The 25,205-nt window shown below is 69.6% G+C and carries 16 protein-coding genes; 8 read left to right on the forward strand and 8 right to left on the reverse strand.

From position 1 onward, the window contains the following. Positions 1-6 precede the first annotated feature (6 nt). The 8 genes from tolR (at position 7) to MEBOL_RS07110 (ending at position 7,923) form a co-directional block, all read left to right on the forward strand. Positions 7-471 carry a protein TolR gene (tolR, locus tag MEBOL_RS07075; RefSeq protein ID WP_095976694.1) on the forward strand — a complete coding sequence of 155 codons (465 nt, stop codon included), beginning with the start codon at positions 7-9 and terminating at the stop codon, positions 469-471. A 3-nt stretch (positions 472-474) separates the two neighbouring features. Beyond that, entirely contained in the window at positions 475-1,251 is a 777-nt protein-coding gene (locus tag MEBOL_RS07080) for an energy transducer TonB (RefSeq protein WP_095976695.1), read from the forward strand. Next, the gene (locus MEBOL_RS07085; RefSeq protein ID WP_095976696.1) at positions 1,248-2,534 is read left to right on the forward strand and encodes a DPP IV N-terminal domain-containing protein; all 1,287 of its coding nucleotides are present in this window, start codon (positions 1,248-1,250) and stop codon (positions 2,532-2,534) included. The genes MEBOL_RS07080 and MEBOL_RS07085 overlap by 4 nt, the downstream gene beginning before the upstream one ends. Before the next feature lie 53 nt (positions 2,535-2,587). Continuing rightward, on the forward strand, positions 2,588-3,772 hold the full coding sequence (locus MEBOL_RS07090) for an aminotransferase class V-fold PLP-dependent enzyme (protein ID WP_095976697.1): 1,185 nt from the start codon (positions 2,588-2,590) through the stop codon (positions 3,770-3,772). 14 nt (positions 3,773-3,786) lie between these two features. After that, entirely contained in the window at positions 3,787-4,716 is a 930-nt protein-coding gene (locus MEBOL_RS07095) for a Ppx/GppA phosphatase family protein (protein ID WP_095976698.1), read from the forward strand. Further along, positions 4,713-5,963, forward strand: coding sequence for a spinster family MFS transporter (locus MEBOL_RS07100; protein WP_095976699.1), 1,251 nt, complete (start codon positions 4,713-4,715; stop codon positions 5,961-5,963). Before MEBOL_RS07095 ends, MEBOL_RS07100 begins: the two co-directional genes overlap by 4 nt. 39 nt (positions 5,964-6,002) lie before the next feature. Beyond that, entirely contained in the window at positions 6,003-7,070 is a 1,068-nt protein-coding gene (locus tag MEBOL_RS07105) for an NADH:flavin oxidoreductase/NADH oxidase (protein WP_245919522.1), read from the forward strand. Between the two features lie 82 nt (positions 7,071-7,152). Next, complete coding sequence (locus tag MEBOL_RS07110; protein WP_095976701.1) at positions 7,153-7,923, forward strand: DUF3050 domain-containing protein; 771 nt, start codon at positions 7,153-7,155, stop codon at positions 7,921-7,923. A 6-nt stretch (positions 7,924-7,929) separates the two neighbouring features. Here the strand turns inward: MEBOL_RS07110 and MEBOL_RS07115 are convergent, their stop codons facing one another. The 8 genes from MEBOL_RS07115 to accC all read right to left on the reverse strand — a co-directional run bounded on the left by MEBOL_RS07115 (position 7,930) and on the right by accC (position 25,196). Then, positions 7,930-8,703, reverse strand: coding sequence for an arylamine N-acetyltransferase family protein (locus tag MEBOL_RS07115; RefSeq protein WP_095976702.1), 774 nt, complete (start codon positions 8,701-8,703; stop codon positions 7,930-7,932). 60 nt (positions 8,704-8,763) lie between these two features. After that, on the reverse strand, positions 8,764-11,025 hold the full coding sequence (locus MEBOL_RS07120; protein WP_095976703.1) for a hypothetical protein: 2,262 nt from the start codon (positions 11,023-11,025) through the stop codon (positions 8,764-8,766). Positions 11,026-11,034: 9 nt separating this feature from the next. Continuing rightward, the gene (locus MEBOL_RS07125) at positions 11,035-12,372 is read right to left on the reverse strand and encodes a lysophospholipid acyltransferase family protein (protein ID WP_095976704.1); all 1,338 of its coding nucleotides are present in this window, start codon (positions 12,370-12,372) and stop codon (positions 11,035-11,037) included. A gap of 60 nt (positions 12,373-12,432) precedes the next feature. Continuing rightward, positions 12,433-15,480: a POTRA domain-containing protein gene (locus MEBOL_RS07130; protein WP_245919523.1), complete on the reverse strand. Its 3,048-nt coding sequence runs from the start codon at positions 15,478-15,480 to the stop codon at positions 12,433-12,435. A 143-nt stretch (positions 15,481-15,623) separates the two neighbouring features. Continuing rightward, positions 15,624-19,529 (reverse strand): translocation/assembly module TamB domain-containing protein, encoded by a 3,906-nt coding sequence (locus tag MEBOL_RS07135; RefSeq protein ID WP_342747745.1) that lies wholly within the window; start codon positions 19,527-19,529, stop codon positions 15,624-15,626. Between the two features lie 41 nt (positions 19,530-19,570). Then, positions 19,571-20,509 (reverse strand): ExeA family protein, encoded by a 939-nt coding sequence (locus MEBOL_RS07140; protein WP_095976705.1) that lies wholly within the window; start codon positions 20,507-20,509, stop codon positions 19,571-19,573. 24 nt (positions 20,510-20,533) lie between these two features. Beyond that, positions 20,534-23,629, reverse strand: a complete 3,096-nt coding sequence (locus MEBOL_RS07145) for a tetratricopeptide repeat protein (protein WP_095976706.1) — start codon at positions 23,627-23,629, stop codon at positions 20,534-20,536. Positions 23,630-23,810: 181 nt separating this feature from the next. Next, on the reverse strand, positions 23,811-25,196 hold the full coding sequence (gene accC, locus MEBOL_RS07150; RefSeq protein WP_095976707.1) for an acetyl-CoA carboxylase biotin carboxylase subunit: 1,386 nt from the start codon (positions 25,194-25,196) through the stop codon (positions 23,811-23,813). Positions 25,197-25,205: the final 9 nt, after the last annotated feature.

Raw genomic sequence — 25,205 nt, forward strand, 5'->3', positions numbered from 1 at the left:
GACGCCATGGGCATGGGCTCCAACAGAGGCGGTAGCGGCCGCGTCACCATGAGCGAGATCAACGTCACGCCCATGGTGGACGTGATGCTCGTGTTGCTCATCATCTTCATGGTGACCGCGCCCCTCATCCAGCAGGGCGTGAAGGTGAACCTGCCCGAGGCGCGCGCGGCGGCCGTGGAGGCCTCCGACAAGAAGCTGGTGCTGTCCATCGACGCGCAGAAGCGCATCTACATCGGCGAGGCCGAGGTGCCCGCGGCGGAGCTGGAGACGAAGCTCGCGAGCAACGCCAAGGCCCAGGCCGACAAGGAGCTCTACCTCCACGCGGACCGGGACGTGCCCTATGGCGTGGTGGTGGACGTGATGGCCGCCGCCCAGCGCGCCGGCATCACCAACGTGGGGATGATCACCGATCCCACGACGGCCGCCCGGGCGCCCTCCTCCACCAAGGGCAAGAAAGAGGCGCGGCGCTAGCCCATGCACCCCGCCGTCAATCAGAGCCTGCTGGTGCCCCGGCGCTCGCCCGTGGGCCGCTTCCTGACCTTCTCCGTGGTGGGGCACGCCGGGGTCCTTCTGTGCGTGGTGCTCTACAACACCTTCTTCCAGGCTCCGCCCATCCGGGTGGAGCCCACGCCCATCCGCGCCACGCTGGTGCGCCAGGGCAAGCCCCGCGACGAGAAGCTGCTGCCCCGCAAGGAGCAGCCGCCCCCGCCGCCGCCCAAGAAGGTGGAGGCACCGCCCTCGCCCACGCCGCCCCCGCCCGAGCCCCCCAAGGTGGCCGTGCCCGTGCCCGGCGTGAAGCCGGAGCCCGCCCCCAAGCCCACGTCCTCTCCCGGAGAGACCAAGGGAGAGAACCGGAGGGATCGGCTCTTCGGCGCCTTCGACAAGTTCGCCAAGTCCTCGAAGCAGGAGGAAGACCCCGAGGGCGCCGAGGACGGAGACCCCAACGGGGACGCCGCCAAGGCCGAGGGGGAGCGCTATTTCGGCCTGCTGTCCTCCCAGGTGCGCCGCCACTACAACGTCGCGGACACCATTCCCGAGTCCGAGCGCCTGTACCTCAAGGCCCAGGTGGCCATGCGCCTGAGCCGCACCGGCGAGGTCATCGAGGCACGCCTGGCCAAGGCCAGCGGCAACACCCTCTTCGACTCCGCCGTGCTCTCCGCGGTGACCAAGGCCTCCCCCTTCTCGCCTCCCCCCACTCACTTGAGGGACACGCTGCAAAAGAGCGGCATCGTCCTGGAGTTCAGTCCGTGAACGCGAAAGCCCTCCTCCTGTGCCTGCTGGTGTCGCCGCTCGCCGCGCTCGCCCAGGCCCCCGTCATCCAGATCTCCGGCGCCAACTTCCGGCCCCTGCCCCTGGCGCTCTCCACCCCGCTCGTGCAGGGCACGGAGTCCAAGGCGACCACCCAGCCCGTGGATGACGCGCTGCTCTTCGACCTGCGCGCCTCCGGGCTCTTCCAGGTGCTCGACCGCGCGAGCTTCCTCGCCGACGCCAAGGAAGGCATGACGGCGGGCAGCATCAACTTCTCGCGCTGGGCGGACGTGGGCGCCGAGTCCCTGGTGAAGTACTCGCTCGCGCGGGACGGAAGCGAGCTCAAGGCCGAGGCGCGCGTGTTCAACGTGGGCAACGGCCGCGAGGAATTCAAGACGGCCCAGAGCGCTCCCGCCACGCAGCCCTCGCTGCTCGCGCACAAGGTGGCCGACGCCATCTACCGCTACTACACCCGCGAGCCGAGCCCCTTCCTGTCCTCCATCACCTACGTGCGCAAGTCGGGCAAGAACAAGGACGTGTGGGTGGCGGACTGGGACGGCCGCAACGCCCGGCAGATGACCAGCGGCGGCATCAACGTGCTGCCCGCGCTCGGGCCGGACGGCGTGGTGGGCTACACCTCCTACCAGGAGGGCAAGCCCGACCTGTACGTGCAGAAGGGCGCGGGGCTGACGCGGCTCAAGACGAACGAGGGACAGATGGCCACCGGCATCGCCTTCTCGCCGGATGGCAAGCGCGTCGCGTACGCCCTGGCCGATGGCGAGAGCGCTCAAATCTGGGTGGCGAACACGGAAGGCGGCGGCGCCAGGCAACTCACCGACACCCGCTTCGGCATCAACACCAGTCCCGCCTGGTCGCCGGATGGCAAGCGCATCGCCTTCGTGTCCAACCGGGGCGGCTCGCCCCAGGTGTACGTCATGGCCGCGGACGGCTCGGGCGTCCGGCGGCTCACCTTCCAGGGCAACTACAACCAGACGCCGAGCTGGTCGCCTCGGGGAGACCTCATCGCCTTCACCGCGCGCGACGAGCGCAACGCCTTCGATCTCTTCACCGTCCAGGTGGACAGCGGGAAGATCTCCCGCCTCACCCAGGACCAGGGCGACAACGAGGAGCCGAGCTTCTCACCCAACGGGCGCCTGCTGATCTTCACCTCCAAGCGCGCGGGAGCCTCGCAGCTCTTCGTCATGACGGCGGAGGGCAACAACCAGATGCCCCTGCCCTCGCCCAAGGACAAGGCCGAGATCACCACGCCCGACTGGGGCCGCTGAGCCCTCGCTTCTCCCTGGGAGCCTCCGGGGGGACGGGCTACACTCCGGGTACCATGGACAGCTCCCCCCTGCGTGCCCATTGGTCGCTCGACCCCGACGTGACCTTCCTCAATCACGGCTCCTTCGGCGCCTGCCCCACCCGCGTGCTGGAGGAGCAGTCCCGGCTGCGCGCGCGCATGGAGGCCAACCCCGTGCGCTTCCTCCACCGGGAACTGCCAGCGTTGGCCGACGCGGCCCGGGAATCCCTCGGGAACTTCCTCGACGCGAACCCCGACGACCTGGCCTTCCTCCCCAACGCCACCACGGGCGTCAACACCGTGCTGCGCTCGTTGCGCTTCGCGCCCGGTGACGAGCTGCTCACCACGGACCATGAGTACAACGCCTCGCGCAACGCGCTCGACTTCGTGGCCCAGGAATGGGGCGTGACGGTGGTGGTGGCCCGGCTGCCCTGGCCCCTGCCCTCGTCCCAGGCGGTGGTGGACGCGGTGCTGTCCCACGTCACCGAGCGCACCCGGCTGCTGCTCGTCGACCACGTCACCAGTCAGACGGGCCTCGTGCTGCCCGTGGCCTCGCTCGTGCGCGCATTGAAGACCCGGGGCGTGGAAACCCTCGTGGATGGAGCCCACGGCCCCGGCCAGGTGCCCGTGTCCCTGCGCGAGCTCGGCGCCGCGTACTACACCGGCAACTGCCACAAATGGATGTGCAGCCCCAAGGGCGCCGCCTTCCTCTATGTGCGCCGCGACCTCCAGCCCGGCATCCGCCCCCTCGTCATCAGCCACGGGTACAACTCCCGGCGCGAGGACCGCTCCCGCTTCCGCCTGGACTTCGACTGGATGGGGACGAACGATCCCACCCCCGCGCTGTGCATCCCCACCGCCCTCGAGACCGTGGACCGCCTGATTCCCGGAGGCTGGACCGAGGTGATGGCGCGCAACCGCGCCCAGGCCCTCGCGGCGAGGAGCCTGTTGCACCAGAAGCTCGGCGGCGCCCCCCGCTGCCCCGAGGACATGGTCGGCTCCATGGCCACCGTCGCCCTCCCCAATGGCTTTCCCGAGGAGCCCTCGGCGCTCGGGCTGGATCCCCTCCAGGAGCGGCTCTTCGACGAGCATCGCATCGAGGTGCAGATCACCCCCTGGCCGCGCGCCCCCCAGCGCCATGTCCGGATCTCCGCCCAGCTCTATAACTCACACGCCGAGTACCAACGGCTCGCGGAAGCTTTGGTGGCGCTGCTGCGCTGAGTAAGCTGCGCTGAATGCCCCGATACGCCACCATCGACGTGGGGACCAACTCGGTCCTCCTGCTCGTCGCCGACCGCCAGCCCGACGGACGTTTCCAGGCCGTCCTGGAGCGCGCGGAAATCACCCGCCTGGGCCGAGGCGTGGATCAGAGCCGCCGCCTGTCGCCCGAGGGCATGGAAGCCACGCTCCAGGTGCTCAGTGACTTCGCCAGCGAGGCGAGGCAGCTCGGCGCGGAGGACATCGCCGTGTCCGCCACCAGCGCCGCGCGCGACGCCCAGAATGGCGCCGAGTTCCTCGCCGCCGCCCAGGCCCGCGCTGGCGTCACCGTGGAGATCATCGCCGGGGAACTGGAAGCCCAGTTGTCCTTCGGCTCGGCCTACGCGGACTTCGGCCGCGACGCGGGCGGCCCCCTGGTGGTGGTGGACATCGGCGGAGGCTCCACCGAGTTCATCTACGGGGACACCGCGGGCAAGGTCCTCTTCCGGCACAGCTTCGACGTGGGCGCGGTGCGCATGACCGAGCGCTTCATCCGCGCGGATCCCCCCTCCGCCGAGGAGCGGGCACGCCTGGAGGCCCACCTGCGAGAGACCTTCTCCGCGCTCCCCCCCTGCCCTCCGGGGGCCCGGTTGGTGGGCATCGCCGGCACGGTGACGACGCTCTACACCCTGCAGCACGCCATCGACCCGTACGACGCCGAGCGAGTCCACGGCGGTGTGCTCACGCGCGCGGAGCTGGAGGCCCTGACGGACTCGCTGAGCCAGCGGACCCTCGCCGTGCGCCAGAAACTGCCCGGCCTGCAACCCAAGCGCGCGGACGTCATCCCCGCCGGGGCCTTCATCCTGCTGGAATCCCTGCGGGCGCTCGGACTCGAGCGCTGCCTCGTGAGTGACCGGGGCGTGCGTTGGGGCCTGCTCTCGCATCGCTTCGGAGTCCCCCGCACATGAGCCGCCCCCTCGCCGTGGCCGAGAATTCCCCCTCCGCCGCCGCCACCAGCACCTACGCGCTGCTCATCCTCTCCCTCATCAACCTGGTCAACTACCTCGACCGGTACATCGTCACGGTCGCCCTGCCCTACATCCAGCGGGACTTCCAGCTCGACAACACCCAGGCGGGGCTGCTCGGCAGCTTCTTCATGGTGGTGTTCATGCTGGCCTCGCCCATCAGCGGCTTCCTCGGCGACCGCGTGCCGCGCCGCTACCTGGTGGCCGCGGGCGTGCTGCTCTGGAGCCTGGCGACGGGCGCCTCGGGGCTCGCGACCAGCTTCTTCGCGCTCATGGTGGCCCGCGCGTGCGTGGGCATCGGCGAGGCGGGCTACGGCGCGGTGGCCCCCTCCATCATCTCCGACCTCTACCCGCGCGAGCAGCGCACGCGCGTGCTGTCGTTCTTCTACATCGCCATCCCCGTGGGAGCGGCCGCGGGCTATGGGCTCGGCGGGTGGTTGAGCGAGGCCTACTCGTGGCACGTGGCCTTCTTCGCGGGCGGCGTGCCGGGCCTCATCCTGGGCGCCATGGCCTTCTTCATGCACGAGCCCGAGCGCGGCGCCATGGACGGTCCCGAGGCCCAGAAGAAGCTGCCCTTCCTCGTGGGCCTCAAGGGCCTGGCGCGCAACGACGCCTTCTGGTGGACCACGGGCGGCTACACGCTGATGACGTTCGCCATTGGCGGACTGGCCTTCTGGCTGCCCTCCTTCCTCGTCAACGAGCGTGGACTGACAGCGGACCGGGCGGGATTCCTCTCCGGCGCGGTCACCGCGGTCGCGGGCCTGTCCGGCACGATGATGGGCGGCTGGCTCGGCGACAAGATGGACCGGCGCACGCCCGGAGGAGGCCTGCGCATGTCGGGCGTGGGCCTGCTGCTCGCCGCGCCACTCATGTTCCTGTCGGTGCAAATGAACGCGCTCGCGCCCATGTTCACCGTCATCTTCCTGGCCCAGTTCCTCATCTTCCTCAACAGCGGACCCATCAACGCGGCCATCGTCAACGCCGTGCCCCCGGCCTTCCGCGCCTTCGCCATGGGGCTCAACGTCCTCTTCATCCACATGCTGGGCGACGCCCTCTCGCCCACCGCCATCGGTAAGGTGGCGGACATGCGCAGCCTGGGCTTCGCCATCGAATTGAACGCTCTTCCCGTGCTTCTGGGAGGACTCGCGTTATTGATGGCGGGCAAGGCGTTCCGGAACGTGAACGCCTGAACCGGGATGTTCCCGGTTCATTCTCTCCCGGGAGCCACAGTGAGCAGCCTGCTCTTCACCCCGCTACAGTTGCGCGGGGTCACCCTGCCGAACCGCATCGCCGTCTCGCCCATGTGCCAGTACTCGAGCGAGGACGGCTTCGCGAATGACTGGCACTTCGTCCACCTGGGCTCCCGGGCCGTGGGGGGCGCGGGGCTCGTCATCTTCGAGGCCAGCGGGGTCGAGGCGGAAGGCCGCATCTCGCCGCAGGACCTCGGCATCTACAAGGACGAGCACGTGGCGCCGCTCGCGCGTATCGTGAAGTTCATCCACGAGCACGGCTCGGTGGCGGGCATCCAGCTCGCGCACGCGGGACGCAAGGCCTCCAAGTCGCCCCCGTGGGAGGGAGACACCACCGTTGCCCCCACCGCCGGCGGCTGGACGCCCGTGGCCCCCAGCGCGCTGCCCTTCGACGACCAGTCCACCGTCCCCACGGCGCTCGATGAGGCGGGCATCCAACGCGTCATCCGCGCCTTCGCCGAGGCCACGGACCGGGCGAAGGCGGCGGGCTTCCGCGTGGTGGAGATCCACGGTGCCCACGGCTACCTCCTGCACGAGTTCCTCTCGCCCCTGTCCAACCAGCGCACGGATCAATACGGCGGCTCCTTCGAGAACCGCGTGCGGCTCATCCGCGAGGTGACGCGCACGGTGCGCCAGCGCTGGCCCGCGGACCTGCCCCTCTTCGTGCGCCTGTCCGCCACGGACTGGGTCGACGGTGGTTGGACGCTGGAGGACTCGGTGGCGCTCTCCCGGCTGCTCAAGGAGGATGGCGCCGACCTCATCGATTGCTCCTCGGGCGCCATCGTCCCGGGCGTGAAGATCCCCGCCGGTCCGGGCTATCAAGTCCCGCTGTCCGCGCGCGTGCGCGAGCAGGCGGGCGTCGCCACCGGGGCCGTGGGCTTCATCCAGTCCGCCTTCCAGGCCGAGAGCATCCTCCGAACCGGACAGGCGGACATCGTCCTGCTGGCGCGTGAGCTGCTTCGCGACCCGTACTGGCCCCTCCACGCCGCGAAGGAGCTGCACGTCCAGGCGCAATGGCCGAAGCAGTACGAGCGCGCGCGGAGCTGAGCTCGCGTGAGCGCTCCCCGGGCGGCCTCGCACGGGAGCCGGGTGGACGTCCCGTGCGCGCAGCGGCATACCCTCCGGAATCATGATTCCCGCCGCACGACCACCCACTCCGCCCCTGGACAGGCTGTTGGACTCCACCTCCAGCCTTCGCCAGTCACTCGTCGAACACGCCATCTACACCCGGCTCTCCAAGCTCCCGGCACTGCGCGCCTTCATGCGCGCGCACGTGTTCGCCGTGTGGGACTTCATGAGCCTGCTCAAGACGCTCCAGCGCCGGCTCACCTGCGTGGAGGTGCCCTGGATGCCGCCCCCGGACATCATCTGCGCGCGGTGGATCAACGAAATCGTCCTGGGCGAGGAGACGGACGAGGTGCGCCCGGGCGAGTACCGCAGCCACTTCGACCTGTACCTGGAGGCCATGCGCGAGACCGGAGCCGACACCACGCCGGTGCTCCGGATGCTGGAGTCGCTGCGTTCGGGAGCCCCGCTCGACACCGCGCTGGAGCATGCGCCCCACGCCGCCCGGGCCTTCGTGCGGCACACCCTCGCGCTGACCCAGGCGAGCACCCATGAAGTGGCCGCCGCCTTCCTGCTCGGCCGCGAACAACTGCTGCCCTCGGTCTTCGAGCACATGCTCCAGGCCGTGGAGCCCCTGGGCGAGCCCTGCGCGTCCCTCCGCCTCTACCTGGAGCGCCACATCCTGTTGGACGGTGGCGAGCATGGCGCGAACGCCGCGTCGCTGCTGAGCCGGCTGTGCGGCGAGGACTCGCGCAAGTGGAGTGAAGCGGAAGCGGCGGCGCTGTCCGCGCTGAGCGCCCGGCGGGCCCTGTGGGACGGCGTGTTCGAGGCGTAGCGGCCGTCAACGACGAGGCGTCAACGCGGAGCCGAGCGGAATACCGAAGTGAGACAGCAGGAGCTGATCGCGCTCCTCCGAGGGGCCGAGCACCCGCTCCACCCGGTGCTCTCTCTCGGTGAGGATGAGCCGATCCCCCCGCAGGGTCACCCGCCCCCGGGGCGTCTTGCGCGTGCACAGCACCTCTCCACCCAGCAGCGAGTCGGGCGAGGACTGGTGGTGCTGGAAGCGCTCCGCGAAGTCCTCCAGGCGCCGGGGCACGCGCGAGAACACATAGAGGAGCCGGGCATCCCCGTCCGGCTCTTCCCGCGCGAGCATCCACTCCGCCTCGCGAGGCTCCAGACGGAACACCCGCCCCGCCGAGGGCCAGCGTCCTGGAACGAGGGGAAGGGGCTCGTCGAAGCAGTCCCCGAAGCCCACATCCACGAGCCAGCGATCCTCCAGGGTGACTTCCAGGACGAGGTGCTCGAACTCGGGCGTGGTGGGCCAGGCGCCATCCGTGGAGACCCGCGCGGACAGGTAGGAGACCTGGAAGCCCAGGGTGCGCAGCAAGGCGGCGAACAGCCCATTGAGTTCGTGGCAGCAGCCGCCCCGGTTGCCGCGAACCACCTTGTCGAAGAGCGCCGCCTCGTCGAGGACGAGGGAGCGATGGCCGTGGACATCCAGGTTCTCGAAGGGAACGGCCTGGAGGTGCTGGAGGTGCAGCTCCCGCAGGGCCTCCAGCGTGGGCTGGAGGGGCCCGCGATAGCCCATGCGCTGCAGGTAGTGGCCGAGGTCCATGGCCCTCCGATCATAAGGCCCGCCCGAGGCGCGGAGACAATGGCCCCGGGGTGACACGCGTCAGCGTGCGTTCTTGCGCACGGAGATCTCCACGAGGAAGTCCGGACCGCTCGCGGTGCCGTCCTCGGCCCACTCCAACACACCGGGCCGGTCGTCTCCCGTCCACAACCCCAGCAGCTCGTAGGTCATCCACTGCGCCAGGGAGCGCCCCACTCGCTGCACCCCCTCCCGGGACACCGCCGAGAGGGATTCCTGGGCATCCATCAACCCCCGCACGAGCCGCGCGGGCACCATCCAGCATTCGGCGCGCAGCGCGGGGGGCACCAGGAACAGGCAGAAGGACGACTCGCTGCGGCCCAACAACCCATCCACCTGCTCCCGCCCGAGCCGGAGCTGGGGCGCCCACTGCCCCTCGCCCCGCGGCTCCAGCTTGCGCGCCCGCACCAGCGCCGCGCGCTTCGTGGAGAGAAAGCCGTCCACGTCCACCGTCAGCACGAAGGCCAGCTCCACTCCCGCCGGTCTCGGGCTCTCCTCGGACGGGGCCTGCCCTTCTGGCACCAGACGGCGGCGGAAGCGGAGCTCCAGGTCGAGCGGCACCGGCTGGCCTTGGGACAGCAGGATGTTCAGGTCCGAGCGGATGCTGTCGAACTCGTGCTTCAGCTCCTCCAGGAGCCGCGTCACCAGCACGGACTCGTCCTCGCGGAAGCGCTCCGGGTAGCGCACGGAGAAGTCCCGCTCCACGCGGCCAAAGGCGCCCAGGAGGAGTTCCTCCAGATCCCGATCCCTCAACCACGTGCGGCCGCCCCCGAGCGACAGGGCACCCGCGGAGCGCAGGTGGCGCAGGGCTCCCGTCAGCGTCGCGGGAGTCTCCGGCTCGGAGGAGGACTCCGGCCCCGCCGCGAGCCATGCGTTGATGGCGCGCACGCGGAAGCGCACACGGGTGGAGGGGTGCTCGCCCAGCTTGCGCAACAGCCGCCGGTCCGTGGACGTCTTCACCAGCGACAGCGTCACCAACTCGGCCTCGGAGGCGGCCGCGTCGGGCGCGCACCAGAGGAAGAACTCCATGGCCGCCTTGCGCAGGGGCGGCTTCTTCGCGCAGCGGCGGGTGACCTCCCGCCGCCACGCCGAGAGCTCGTCCGCGCCGGGCCGCCGCTCCGACTCCATCCGTGGCCACAGCTCCGCGCACTCCTCGGCGAGCCAGCCCAGTGCATCCGCCACGGAAAGGCCGCGCACGCGCTCACGCGCCCGGTTGCGGCGCTCGAAGGCATCCGCCACGCCCTGGCGCAGCGCCACGCGGAAGAGGTGTTCCTCCACCCAGAGCAGCACCAACGCCAGACCCGGCTCGGCCTTGGGCACCAGGTGCTCCCAACACGTGTCCGTCACCCGGCGCTGCCGCTCGTACTCCCCCTTGCCCTCATGGAGGCTGGCCACCAGCGCGTGCAGGGCACCTCGCAGGCCTTCCACCGGAGCCTCGAAATGCGCCAGCAACTCACTGAGGTTCTGGATGACCGACAACGCGCCTCCCTCCTCCAGGTTCCGGGCGAGCAGCAGGCTCGCCCGCGAGCACCACCGCGCCTCGCGCTTGCCATGGGCGTAGCAGCCGAGGAAGCCCCGCAGCTCGCCCAGCCCCTCGGCGGAGGCCACCAACTGGAACAGCTTCTCCTCCAGGATGTCGCGGCACTCGGCCCAGGGGATGCGCGTGGCCCGCTCGCGGATGAACGTCACCAGCTTGTCGCGGCCCTCGCGCAGGTGCGGCAGCAACTCCCGGAGTTGATCCAACCGCCCGATGAGCCGCTTGTCCGGACCGAGGAAGACCTTCAGGTCCACCTCCACGCTGTCGTTGAAGCGCAGCACCCGGCCATCGAACGTGCAGCGCACACCGCTCACCAGTCGCCGCAGCTCGTCCGGGTGGCGCTTGAGGTAGCGCGAGAGCACCTTGGACAGCTCGGCCTCCACCTGGCGGGCGAGCGATTCGATCTCCTCGCCCCGCCCCTCCTCCCGCCAGGCCTGGACGAGCTGCGCCCGCCGGGAGATGAGCCGCTGCAACAACTCCCTCGGCGCTTCCGAATAGGGCCACAGCAGCTCGCCGCAGTGGGCCATCAGGAACAGCAATTCCCCGGGCGAGCGAGTGCCCGTGTCCAGCCGGGCCCAGGTGGCCGTGCGCGCCCGCTCGCGCTCATCCAGGCTGGCTCGCCGCAGCCACTCGGTGAGCTGTTCGGCCCATTGAGGACGCGAGGCCAGCACCGCCTCGGACGTGGCACCCGCCACCTGGTCGTAGAGCGCCTGGAGGGAATCAGGCCAGGGTTGTTCGCCGGAAAGCATGGGCCGTCTCTAATGACCCGCGAGCAGGTTGGAAGGCGTCGGGGATGCGTCCAGCCGGGGCCGGTACTCGCCCGCCAGGCCCTCCACCGCCTCCGCCAGGGCAGTGCCCTCGGCCACGAGCCGTTCCTTGAGCTTCGCCCGGCTGCCCAGGGTGAAGAACACGGCCACGTCGTGCCACACGACCGCCCAGCGCTCCGACAGATAGAGCGTGAGCAGCGCGAGCAGGGGCACGCCCACCAGCACGGGCAATCCCACTGCGGCGCCTCCCCACAGCCAGGCGCCCAGCGTGAGCAGTCCCCACCACGCCCAGGACACCCCCCACGCGGTGAGGAACTTCACCGTCGCCTGGATGTCCAGCTCGGCCTTGCGGCTCGCCCAGCGCGGCAGGAGGTAGGGCACGTAGAACAGGACGAGCCCCAACGCATAGAGGGGCAGGCCGAAGGCGAGCAGCAACAGGTTCTTCACCACGAAGCGAGCCACGGGCACGGGGCGGTATTCCAGGGACAGGTCCGTGGGGTCCGCCCGCACCAGCGCGAGCCGCCAATAGAAGGACATGAACTCGACGCGCACCCGGGCGAAGCGCTCGGGTTGCTCGGAGCGGAAGAGGTGCAGTCCCCGGGCCCAGTAGCGCAGCCGCTCGGGATCCACCGCCTGCTTCTGCCGCAGGGCATACAGCCGCTCGGCCAGCTGGAGCAGCGGCAGATCCTCCCATTGCTCCAGGTTGAGGGTCACCGAGCGCAGCGCTCCGGCGATGCGCTCGGTGAGCGCGCGCACCGAGGCGGGCTCGCTGGCGTCATCCGCGGGCAGGAAGTCGCGCACCTCGATGGGGGTCCCCACCTCGATGAGCACTTCGCTGCGGAACAGGTGCTTGTCCGCGTACGTGAGACCCACCGGCACGATGCGCACCGGAGCGCCCTGCCGCGCCGCCCCGAGCGCGATGCGCGCCGCCCCCGTCTTCAGCTCCGCGAGCGCGGGCTCCGAATGGCTCTTGCCCTCGGGGAACAAGGTGATGGCCCGGCCCGCGACGAGCGCGCCCCTCGCCGCTTCCAGCGTCCCCTCGTTGCGGCCCATCTGCGAGGGGTCATCCTGCTTGCGGTACACCGGCAGCGCGCCCAGGCCCTTGAGCAGCCAACCGATGACGGGAATCCGGAAGAGCGGCTCCTTGGCCAGGAAGGTCACGTGCCGGCGCGTGAGAATGAAGACGAGCGCGGGATCGATGAGCCCATTGGGGTGGTTGCCCACGAAGATGACCGGCCCCTCGGGCTCGGCCTGGGGCGCATGAACCTTCACCCGGTAGAAGAGCCGCAGCAACAGCGCCACCACCGTCCGTACGAAGCTGTAGAACACGGCGCGCAGTGTACACCGGGCGACTCCCGGGAGCGCGCCCCCCCCCCTGGTACCGGGGGGCTAGAAGGCGCCGATGCTGAAGTGGATTTGCCCCACGGACTCGTTGAGGGTCTCGTCCGGGTCCAGATTGATGCCCACGTCGAAGGCGAGCGGGCCCACGGGCGTGATGTAGCGGAAGCCCATCCCCACCGAGTAGCGCAGCGCCAGGGCCTCGTACCGGGTCCGGTCCAGCCACAGGTTGCCCGCTTCCAGGAAGAGGCCCACATCGAACGAGGGCTGCACGGGGATGCGCAGCTCCGTCTTGGCCAGGGTGAACAGCTCGCCGCCCTCGCTGATGGGGGGCTGTCCGCCCAGGATGGTCAACTGCTCGGCGCTGCACCCGGCGGGATGAACGAGCGACTGGCAGTAGCCTACCTGCTTGCGCAGCTCCGTGCGCCTGTCCTCCCCGAGGATGCCGTCCTCGCGGAAGCCCCGCAGGCTGCTGGAGCCCCCGAGGAAGAAGCGCTTGGAGCCGATGACGCGCGCGTCCTTCACGAGCGGCACGATGGTGCCCGCCCGGAGGGATAGCGCCAGCACCGCCCGCGAGGACAAGGGCGCGTACACGCTCACATTGCCCGAGAGCTTCACGCCGTCGATGGGCAAGGCCACCAGCGGCTCGCCTCCGACCGTGGTCTCGTAGGAGCGCAGATCCCGCGTCCACTCGGCGCTGGTGGACACCAGCAGGCCCTTGTGGGGATTGGCCGGGTTGTCGCGCAGGTCGATCGCCGCCGACGAGCGCAGCGAGTGAAGGATGAAGAAGCCATACGGGAAGCGCAGCCGCTCCTGGTCCGCCCGATCCAACGTGGCGGGTGGGCGGTTGCCGGACTGCAACAGGTTGCCCTCGATTTCGTACTGCAACGTGAAGTTCAACCAGCGCGTCGCCGACCAGTCCAGGCCCGTCACCGCGGCGACTCGCGAGGAGAGATAGGACGGCCGCTGCACGCGCTCGGCGATGAGATCCAACCGCGCGCCCACTTCCAGGGGCAGCAGGCCATAGAGCCGGGGCTGCGCCGCCGACAGCACGGCGCGTCCACCGAAGGCGCTCAACCAGTCGTAGGGCCCCAACTGAGGACACTCGTCTGGCAGCGTCTCGCACGTCACGCGGATAGCGCTCGCCGCCTGCAACCCCTGGGTGCTCAGTCCCAGGTAGTTCAACTTCAAGCGGCCCGACAGGTTGAGTCCGCGTCCGTCCACGTTCGTCCGGGCCATGTCCAGCACCGCCCGGGGACCTTCCGACAGGAAGTAGCCCCCCGCGACCTCGCCCTCCCACCGGGGGCGCTCGCGCACTTCCACCACCACGTCCTTGCTCTCCTCCGGCACGTCCGGCTTGTCCAGCCGCACCGTCACCTGCCGGAAGATGTTGAGCAACACGAGCCGGCGCTGACTGTCGAAGAGCTTCTCCGGAGACAACACCTCGTCTTCCCGGAGCCGTACCGTGGCGCGCACGACGTCCTCGTTGGTGCGCACCGCCCCGCGCACGAGCAGACGTCCCACCTTCACCTGGGGCCCGGGTTCCATCCGGAAGAGGAGTTCCACGCCTTGCTCCACCCGGCGGGGCTCCGCCTCCACCCGGGCGAAGAGGTAGCCGACATGGCCCAGCTCCGTCACGAGCGTGCGCCGGGCGACCTCCACCGTGTCCGGATTCAAGGCGTCCCCGGAGCGCACCCGCACGAAGCGCCGCCCCTCGAAACCCGGAGGGCCGCCTTCCAGCAGCACCTCGGCCACGAGCAACTGGGTGCCCTCGCGCACGTCGAACCAGGCTTCCGCCGTCCCACGCGCCAGTTCCAGCCGAGCCCGGACGAAGCGCACCTCGGCCTCCAGGTAGCCCCGCTCCCGGTAGGCCTCCGTCATCGTCTCCGCGGCCTCCCGGTAGGCCTCCTCGACGAAGACCATGGCCGGCTCGTGAAGCCACTCGGGTGGACCCACCCGCGAGCCCGCCGGACCCATCTCCGCCACCGCGCTCAAACGCGTCGGCGTGACGGGCTGGGGAGTGTTGAGCCGCACGCGCTCGGTGAGCAGCTCGCGCAACGCCTCCTGGGAGAGGACCGTGTTGCCCCGGAAGTTCACCCGGAGCATGCGGAGCAGCGGCCCTTCCTCGATGTCGAAGGCGAGCACCGTCGCCTCGCCATCGGGACGCACCACCTCGCGCGACTCCACGTGCACGCCGTGAAAGCCCCGGTAGCGGTAGAAGGACTCCAGTTGCCGCGCCAGCCGGGCCACCGCCGCGTCATCCAATGGCTCCTCGCGGTCATGGACGAGCATCCGGGACAGCAGCGAGTCCGGGAAGTGGTGGTTGCCATGGAAGTGGACGAGGAAGCGAGGCCCGGCGGACACGGGCACCACCACCGTCGCCGCCCCACCCTCCTCCTCGAGCACGGGCTGACCCACGCTCGCACGCCAGTAGCCACGCTGGCGCAGGAGGGTCCGCAATCGCTCCAGACCCGAGTCCAGTCCGCCCCGGTCCAGCACCCCGCCCACGCGCAGACCCAACGTGTCGAGCAATTCGGGGAGGGCGAGGCCCGGAGCGCCCGTCACCGAGACGGCCGCCACCTGGGTGGGCCGTCCCTCGAAGACGGTGAAGACGAGCGCCACGCCAGCGGGTTCCGGCTCCCGCGTGAGCTGGATGCGTGCCTCGTTGTAGCCCTGCCGCCCGTAGGCACGGGACAGGCCCGTCATGGCCTCTCGCAGCGCGTCCTCGTCGAGCCGCTGACCCACGAAGAGGCCGTGCTTCTTGAGCACTTCCAGCAGCGCTTCATCCGAGAGGACGACGTTGCCCTCCACCTCGACGCGCAGCACGGGTTGGATGGGCGTGAGGTCGAACACCACGAGCACGCCCTCGGGCGCGTCCACCGAGCGCACCACGATGTCGGAGAAGCGCTCGCTCGCCCACAACCGCTCCACCGAGCGGCGGACGGCGCGCGCCGACAGGGGCTGCCCCTTGCGCACCGCCACCAGTTCCGCCAGGCCCTTCGCGTCCACGTTTCCGGGCAGGTGCAGCTCCACCGCGACCACCGTGGGGGCCACGGCCTGCGCCACCGCGAGCGCGGGCAGCAGGACGAGAGCGCACACGAGCGTGGCCCGGATGCCGGGCCCCAGAAGGGCTCGAATCCAAGACGCGGCGGGCCACCAGGGGCGTTGTGGGGGAATGGGTGGGACCAAGGACGTCGTGCAATCCTAGGCCGACCCACGGGGAACTTCGACACCAACCCGCGCTACTCGGACTCCCAACCCAGCTTGAGCTCGAGTCCGAGGTTGCCCAGGGCGCCCAGCGCGGCCTCGGGGTGCTCGTTGTCCCACTGGAGCTGCGCGGAGAGGCGGTCATCGAAGCGGTACTCGGCCCGTGCGCGGGTACCCCGTCCGCTGACGGGCTGGCTCAGACCGATCTTGAGCTGCTCGGTGAGGAACTTCGACTCCAACCGGGCCGTGGGCTCCACCTGCTGGGTGGCATCGTTGTAGGTGGTGGAGATCTGCAGGGACATGTCCTTGAGGAACGGGTTGTTGGGCAGGAAGCGCTTCACCTGCCGGTCCAGTCCGGACATGTTGAAGAAGGCCTCGGCGGCCAGGCCCGCGCCCGCGGAGGCGACCGTATCGCGGTCCGTGCTCATCACTCCCAGGGTGAGGAGCGACACGACTTCACTCTCGGGCAAGGCCGGCTCCGTGGAGAACACGACCTGGGGCGAGGCCGGACGGCCATAGGCGTGGAGCTTCACCTGGTATTCACGCACCTGGGCCTGGGCGCGCATGTCGAACACCGGATCGATGCTGTAGCGATCCTGGAACTCGACCTGACCCCGGCTGATGGTGAACTGGTTGTTGCGGAAGAAGAACTGACTGTTCGCGTCGGTCTCCACGGTGCCGAGCACGCCCTGACGCACGTTGGTGCCCGTGAGCCGCAACGAACCGAGCAACCGGGTCCGGGCCAGGTTGTTGTCCACGCGCACATCGCTCAGGTTCAGCCCGACATCCAGCGTCAGGTATTCGCGAGGCCGCTCCGCGGTGGGCGAAGGCAGCACGATGCGCCGGGACAAGCGCTTGAGGATGTCCTCCAGTTCGAGGCCCCGGCGGTAGCGCAGGTTGCGGATGTCCAGCACGCCGCCCAACCGCAGCGCCTCCGGCGTACCGGACACCGTCAGCTGGCCGGTGGTGTTGAAGGGCAGATCCTCGTGGAAACGCGTGGCCACGTCGGTGAGGTAGACATCGAGCGCCAGCTCCGAGGGCTGGAAGTCGCGCAGCTTCACGTTCCCCGAGGCCCGCATCCCGCCCTCGTTGAGCACGCCGTTGAGCGAGTCGAGGAGGAGAAGGTGCTCGGTGAATTCCACCCGGCCGTCCATCGCGCGCACCGACACCGGCTGATCCCTCAGGGACAACTTCATGTCGGAGATGAGCGCCGCACCGGCCAGCGAGGGACTGGAGGGCTTGCCGCTGGCCACGGCATTGAGCTCCACGCGTCCACCGGTCCGCACGAGCATGGGGGAGAAGGACTCGAGCAGCCGCAGGTCCATGGCGCCGCGCAGGAAGAACTTCATCTGGTCGGTCCCGGCCGACCCCTCCGCGGACAGCTCCGCGTCCGGTCCCTTGAGCGTGAAGGAGCGCACGTCCAGCCGCCCATTCACGTATTCGAGAAGGATGGGCCCGTCGTTCTCACCGGACAACTCTCCCCGTGACAGGGCGAGCCGCTCCACGCGGGTCTTCATCCGCAGGGCCTGGGTGTCGAGCAGGGCGCCGCTGGCTTCCACCACCGCCTTGACCGAACCCGACACGCCCTGGGTAAAGGCGTTCGTGGGCAGGAGCGGACGGATTTCCGGCAGCTCCACCGTCACCATGGCCTCGAAGGGATAGGGCTCCTTGAGGCGCATGGACAGGATGCCGCTCGTGTCTCGCGAGGGACGGCCGGCCACCTGCAACTGGAGTCCTTCCAGGCGCGCCTCGAGTCCCATGTTGCCCAGGTTGCGATCGGCGAAGGTCACCCGGGGACCCCACACCCGCGCCGTCGTCACCGGAAGCTCCGTGGTGCCCGACACCTTGCCCTCCAGGGCCAGCGAGCCCTCCACGCCCAGGCGCCGGGCCGTCTCCGGCCCCACGAACTCCACCAGGGACAGGTTCTCCCCGCCGAAGCGGTAGTCCAGCACGCCCTGGTCCGGACCGGAGAGGCCAAAGGAGCCCTCCACCCAGGTGAGACCCAGGGGCCCCTCGAGCGTCGTGCGTTCGAGCACCATGGCGCCGCTCCGGTCGAAACGCAGCCGCGTCGAACCATTGCCCATGCGCCGCCCGTAGTAGGTGGTGTCCTTGAAGTCGAGGGCCACCAGACCCTCGAACTGATCCAGGGGGCTGTCGATCTCCACGCGGCCCGAGGCCTCGCCCACGAGCGGCCCCTGCATGAGGGAGACATTGGGGTGCAGGGGGGCGATGACGTCGATGATGTCCTCGATGCGGCCGCGCGCGACCTCCACCTCGGTGCGCAGGTGCAGCGAACGGCCGAAGGTGAGCGCCGCGTTGCCAAAGTATTGGGTGCGCCCCTTCTGGCCCGAGAACATGGGCAGGCCCATGACATTGCCGTGATACGTCACCTTCCCCTGCACCACGCCCAGGTCGAAGTTCCAGAACTCGAAGTCGCGCAGGGACAGCTCCGCGCCAATGCGGACCTTCGAATAGGGCCCCTCCACGGTGGTGCTCACCGCGCCCCGGCCGGACCACGCGAGCCCGGCGATATGGCCGAAGTCCGAGAGGTCCACCTCCCCCTTCGCGTTCACGATCAGCCCCTTCTGCCCGTCGTAGAAGAGCGTCACATCCCCGTCGATGCGCGAGCGGCCCGAGTCGATCCGCACGTCGGAGAAGAGGACCCGATCGGACAACAGGGACAGCCGCGAGCGCACGTGGCCGCGCTCGTAGGTGAGGAAGGTGGTGCCCTTGTCCACCGGTGCATCGAAGGCGCGAGAGGCCAGGGTGAAGCGGCCATGGTGGAAGTCCAGGTCGCCCGACAGGTTGGGCCGGGGCAGCAACGTGCCGGACAGATGCGCCTTGGTCGTGGCGGAGAAATCCACCCACGAGCCCGTCAGCCCGCTCTTCTCCAGGATGCGGCCGAACGACGCATCGCGCGTCTCCAGGTTCATGGACACGGGCAGGCCCGGGCGCAGCGCGACGGAGCCCGTGACGCGCACGTCACCCGAGCCGATGGGCACGCGCAATTGCTCCACCGTCACCTGCTCGCCGCTGTACACGAGCCGCGCGGAGAGAGCGCCCGGGGTGAACTGCCCGTAGACGAGCCCACTGCCCGACAGCTCCGCGGACACCGTGGGCGCGGCCGGGCGGCCATTGAGCGTCAGCCGCGTCCAGAGATGGCCCTGCGCGGGAGCGGGCAGCACACCCACCCGGTGCAGCGTGCGCAGCGGCAGGAACACCTGCGCGTCGAGCGCGAGCACCGGCTCGCAGAGCTGCTCCACGCGACCAGAGATGTTCACCGTCACGTCGTCGAGCGACGCCTCCGCCCGGTCCACCTCCAGCAGCGCCTCGTCCACGTCCAGGCCGCCCGAGAGCGCCAGCCGCCCCAGGGCGAGTTCCCGCCCTCCAGGCCCCAGCCGCACCAGGCCCCGCCGCCCCTCCACCTCGAACTCCTCTTCGCCCCAGCGCTCGCGCAGGTTCACGTCCAGCTCGGACACTTCCACCTGCCGGCCCTCGGGCAGCAGCAGCCGCACCTCCGCGCCGGTGATGGACAGTCGGCCCAGGCGCAACCGCCGCAGGGACTCGAGCGGGCACGTCCCCGAGGGCTCACCCCGCGGCGGCCGAGGACGGGACAGGTCCAGCTCGAGCCGGGGCCGCTGGATGCGCACCAGATCGATGGCGAACTGGCCGGAGAAGGGATTGGGCAGTCCGAGCTGCACCTCGGCCAGCTCCGTCGCGAGCAACGGCGTGTCCCGGCCCTTCTCGGAGAGGGTCACCTCGCGCAGCACGAGCCGCTGGCCCAGCGGATCCACCTCGCACTGCCCGATCCCCACGTCCAGTCCCAGCAGGGCGGGCAGGTGGCGCCGCGCCTGGGAGCACAGCGCATCCCAGGCCGTGCGCGTGCGCAGCAGCAGCACCGCCCCCAGCACGAGCATGAGGACGACGAGCCACGGCGGCACGCGGCGCGCGCTCTGCTGCCTGTTCCTTGGGACCAAAACCGTTACAGCTTACCCAGTCCCTCGAGGTAGCGGTCGATCTCCGCGAGATCCACCTTGCCGGCGCCGCCGCTTGCTCGGCTGCTCGTGGCCTGGGGTGCGTGGCTGGGGGTACCCGGCGCGGAGGACCCCTGCAATCCCAGGTTGTCCGCGATGCGCTGGATGAGCTTGTCGCCGAGGGTCTGCTCGCGGGCGAGGAATCCCTCGAAGAGGGCGTTGTCGCAGATGCTGTTGATGACGCGCGGAGTGCCCCCCGAGCGCTGGTGGACGGCCAGCAGGGCCTCGGCGGTGAAGGGCATGCGCGAGGAGCCGGCCAGCCGCAGACGGTGCTTGATGTAGGCCTCGGTGGACTCGGCGGTGAAGGGCTCGAGCTTGTAGCGAAGCGCCACGCGCTGGGCGAGCGGTGGATCCAACTTGAGGTTCTTCTCGATGTCCGGCAGGCCGAAGAACACGAAGGAGATGAGCTTGCGCTCGGGCACTTCCAGGTTGAGCAACCCCCGGAACTCCTCCATCAGCTCGCGCGTCTCGAGCATCTGGGCCTCGTCGATGAGGACGACGGCCTTCTTGCCGGACTCGTAGATCTGCAAGAGCCGCTGGTAGAGCTGGGACAGGAGGGCCAGCTTCTCCTGGGCGGGATTCTCCACCCCCAGCTGCAGGGCGATGCGGCGCAGGAGCCAGTTGGCGGTGATGCCCGAGTGGATGATGACGAGCAGCGCGGCCTCGTACTCGGACTCGGGAAGCGAATCGAGCATGCGGCGCGCCAGCGTCGTCTTGCCCGCGCCAATGTCCCCCACCAGGATGGACAGGCCCTTCATGTAGCTCACGGCATGCATGAGCCGGGTCAGCGCCTGGGAGTGCTGGGCCGAGTTGTAATAGAAGCGGCTCACGGGAGCGTTGGAGAAGGGCTCCTGGGAGAGTTCGAAGTAGTCGAGGTAGGTGGTCATGGGCTCGGCGAACCTCTGACTGCGCTAGACGTAGCCGACCTTGCGCGGCTTGGCGGCCGCGGCGGGGGTCGCCGCCACGGGACGTGCACCTGACGGGGCAGGACCGCCACTGCCTCCTCCCCGATTGCCGCCTGGGGGCTTGCCGGCGGTGGGCAACGGGTCCGGCTCGGGAGACGTGATGGCGGACAGCCGATCCACGTGGCCCTGGACGTCCCGGAACTTCGGATCGAGCGCGACGACCCGTTGGTAGTGGTAGAGCGCCCTGCCGGAATCGCCCACGGCCTCGTAGGCCATGGCCAGCTCGAAGCCGAGGGCCTTGGGCACCTCGCCGGTGGCATGCTCGGAGGCGAGCGCCAGCTTGAAGGTCCCCACGGCCGCGCGGGCATCGCCCTTCTGGAACTGGAGCATGCCGGTCATCGTGAGGCAGTCGAGCTCGCGCTTCTTGCCCAGACAGCCCTCGCGCGCCACGGCGAACTCCTGGAGCGCGTCGTCGATGAGGCCCATCTCCCGGTAGGCGATGCCCAGATCGTAGTGCGTGTCCACGTCCTCGGGCTTGACCACCTTGGCGAGGCCCTTCTTGAACTCGGCGAACACCTCCTCCACCGAGTACTGGAAGTCCTCCTCCACGGCCGCGGCGGCGGGTTCCGCGCCGCTCAGGTCCCCGAACTCTCCCGCGAGTTCCGCCGCCAGGTCGAACGCGTCGCGCTCCGCCGGAGACTCGCCCAGGGCGGGCACGGCGGGCACCGCCACGGCCTCGGGAGCCTCGGGCTCCTCGGCCGCCGGCGCTTCACCCGACTCGAGCGCCTCGAGCCTGGCCATCAGCTCGCCCGCGCGGGCATGACCCGGGAAGGCGATCATCACCGTCTCGAGGATCTCCCGCGCCTCGTCGTAGATGCCCTGGTCGATGAAGAAGCTCGCCTCGTCGCACTCCTCGCCACCGGGTTCTTCCTCCGGCTCCTCGGGCTTCGCGGCGACGAGCTGAGGCTGGGGCTTGGGCGCGGGCGGCTGCGCCTTCGCGGCGGGCACGGCGGCGGGAGGCGGCGCCTTGGCCACCACCACGGGGGCGGGCTCCGGCTCGGGCTCCGGTTCCGGCTCTGGAAACGGCTCGGGTTCCAGCGCGGCGGCGGAGTCGTCGAACGCGTAGGCATCGAGCGCCGGCTCGTCTCCGGGCAACTCCTCGCCGACGAGCGCGCCACCGCCGACCGAGGTGGGCTCGGGCTCCGAATCCAGCTCGAGCGCGTACTCGGGCCCCGGAGAGGACATATCCTCGGGGGCGGCGAAGGGAGACTCGTCCGACTCGTAGCTCACCGCCCCGACCTGCGTGGGGGACGGCTCGTCCTCGCCGAGCGACAACGCGACACCGGTGTCCGCCACCAGTGGCTCGTCCTCCGCGTCCATCGGCATGAAGACGGTCGTCGCCTCCTCGGGCTCGTCTCCGTCGCCGAACAGGGGCTCGTCTCCGGCGATGACCGCGCCGGGCTCGTCCTCGAGCACCACGCTGTCCTCGGAGTCGTCCGGAGGGAGGCTGAACTCACCCGAGACGATCTGCGCGTCATCGTCGTGATCGTCGCTCGCGGACACGAGCGCCAGCTCATCCCCCAGGGGCTGGGCGAGGGCGTCCTCGGGCGCGTCGGCCACGACGATCTCGTCGTCGTTGGAGTCCACGAGGATCGCGTCCTCGGCCACCGACTCCACGTTGGAGCCCGTGGCGGGCATGGCCTCGTCCGACTGCAGCACGGACAGGAACGCGGGCACCTCGGGGTGGCCGGGGTTCTGCTGGAGGATGGTGGCCAGGTACGGCTGGGCGCGCTGCACCTCGGCGCGGCGGGTGCACAGACGCAGCACGTTCAGCAGCTGCTCACCGGCCTGGGCCAGATTCCCGGAGGCGACGTAGATGTGGTACGCCTTCTCGTGCGCGTCGAGGTTCTCCGGGTCCACCGCGAAGATCTTCCGCAGGTGATCCAGCGCTTTGTCGTGCAGGCCGTACTTGACGTAGACCTCGGTCTCCGTGAGCAGCTTGGAGAACTGCTCCTTGCCCGTCGGAGCGGGAGGCGCGGCGGCCACCGCGGCCGCGAAGGCACCCGACGGAGGCCCGCCCATCCCCGAGGGAGGCGAGGCCGGAGCGGGAGGCGCCGCGGGAGCGGCCGCCACGGCGGCCATCGACATGGAGGGCCGGGAGGGAGGCGCCGCGGCCGGAGCGGGCGCCGGAGCGGCGGGCGCGCTCGTCTGGGGCCCCGCGGACTGATGGGCCAGCAGGTCCGCATCCGAGGGATCCAGCTCCGCGATGCGGTTCCAGATGTCGTTGGCGTCCTGGTGCCGGTCGCGCTCCTCGTAGACCTTGGCCAGTTCCTTGTAGACGGAGATGGTCTTGGCGGTCTGGCCGAGCCCCTGGAAGGCCTGGGCCAGCATGCCGAGCGTCTCGACATCCCGCCCGTCCGCCTTGAAGCACACCTGGAGCCTGGCGAGCGCGCGCTTCCAATCCGAGCGCGTCAGGTACTGCTGGGCCAGATCCTTGGCCAGCGCGACGTTGTCCGGATCCAGCGTGGCCAGACGCTCGGCCACCCGGAACCAGTCATCCATCCGGTTGTTGCGCTTGAGGTACTCGGCGGCCTTCTTGAACTCCTGGGCGGCCTCGCGCGTCATGTTCTCGCGCGCGTACAGCTCGGCGAGCTTGATCTTCGACGCCACGTTCTCGGGGTCGAGATCCACCATCTTCTTGAGCGTATCCAGCGAGTTCTTGACGTCGCCCGACTTGTCGTAGTGGTTGGCGACGATCTGGAAATACGCCATGGCCTCGGACATCAGTCCGAGTTGCTGATGAAGCTCCGCCAGCTTGAGGTTGACGTCCAGCAGGTTGGGGTTGAGCTTGAGAACCTGCTTGTAGAGCGCGACGGCCTTGAGGAAGAAGCCGTCGGTCGAGTAACCCTCGGCCACCTTCGTGAAGTAATGGGCCGCCTGGACGTTGTCGTTCTTCTTCTGGAACAACTCCCCCATCTTCTGGAGGACGCGGCCGTCCTTGGGGTCTACATCCAGGACCTTCTGATACTCCTTGATGGCCTTGTCGTAGGCACCCTTCGCGACGAGCTTGGCGGCGGCTTCGATGATCTTGTTCTTGTCCATCGAGCGTGGGCTTCCTGCCGAGCGAACCCCCTGGAAAGGCTGGGGTTTCTGCTTCCTTCAAGGAGACTGCGAGGGAAGGGGGGAGGCTAGCGGAATCCTCCCTCGGGGGTCAAGGAATCCACCCTCCCCCCATACCCGGGGAGGATCAGCGATTCGGCACGGACGGACGGTCAGTCAACCACTAGGGCGTCTCCTCGATGGCCTTGCGCAGCCGCTTGGTGCCCGTCTCGGACGCCAGGAGCCGCTCCACGAAGCGCGTATCGTAGTTGCCCTCGATGAAGGACTCGTCGGCGAGCGCCGCCCGGTGGAAGGGGATGTTGGTGCGGATGCCCTGCACCACGTACTCCCCCAGGGCGCGCTGCATGCGGCGGATGGCCGTGGGACGGTCCTCCGCGTAGACGATGAGCTTGGCCATGAGGCTGTCGTAGTACGGCAGCACGGTGTAGTTCTCGTACGCGCTGGAATCCACGCGCACGCCGTAGCCACCCGGCGCGCTGTAGGCGGTGATCTTCCCCGGCCAGGGCGCGAAGGTGACGGGATCCTCGGCGTTGACGCGGCACTCGATGGCGTGGCCCCGCATCTGGATGTCGTCCTGGGTGCGCTGCAGCGGCTCACCGGCGGACAACTTGATCTGCTCGCGCACCAGGTCGATTCCCGTGACGAGCTCGGTCACCGGGTGCTCCACCTGGATGCGGGTGTTCATCTCCATGAAGTAGAACCGCCCGTTCTCGTCGAGCAGGTACTCGATGGTGCCCACGTTGTTGTAGCCGAGCTTCTCCATGGCGCGCACGGAGACCTCGCCCATCTGCTGGCGCAGCTCCGGCGTGAGCGCCACCGAGGGGCTCTCCTCGATGAGCTTCTGGTGGCGCCGCTGCACCGAGCACTCGCGCTCCCCCAGGTGGATGACACGCCCGTGCTCGTCGGCCACGACCTGGATCTCGATGTGGCGCGGCTTCTCCACGTACCGCTCGATGTAGAGATCGCCATTGCCGAAGGACGCCACCGCCTCGGCGGCGGCCGTGGCGAACGCCTGCGCCAGCGCGCCCGGCTCACGCACGATCTTCATGCCCTTGCCGCCACCGCCCGCCGCCGCCTTGAGGATGACCGGAAAGCCGATCTCCTTGGCGAAGGCCTCCGCCTCGCGAGCGTCCTTCACCGTGCTGGGGCTTCCGGGCAACAGCGGCAGGTTCGCCTCCCGGGCCGCCTGACGGGCACGCACTTTGTTGCCCATCAACCGGATCATCTCCGGCCGAGGTCCGATGAAGTGGATCTTGCAGTCCTGGCACACCTTCGCGAACTCGGCGTTCTCCGACAGGAAGCCGTAGCCCGGGTGGATGGCGTCCGCGCGGGTGATCTCCGCCGCGGACAGCAACTGCGGAATGTTGAGGTAGCTCTCCTTCGAGGGGGGCGGACCAATGCACACCGACTCGTCGGCGAAGCGTACATGCAACGCGTTGGCGTCCGCCGTGGAGTGCACCGCCACGGTGGCGATGCCCAACTCACGGCAGGCACGGATGACACGCAGGGCGATCTCCCCGCGGTTGGCGATCAGCACCTTCTTGAACACGATGTCGTG

The organism is Melittangium boletus DSM 14713, from assembly GCF_002305855.1.
Lineage (GTDB): Bacteria > Myxococcota > Myxococcia > Myxococcales > Myxococcaceae > Cystobacter > Cystobacter boletus.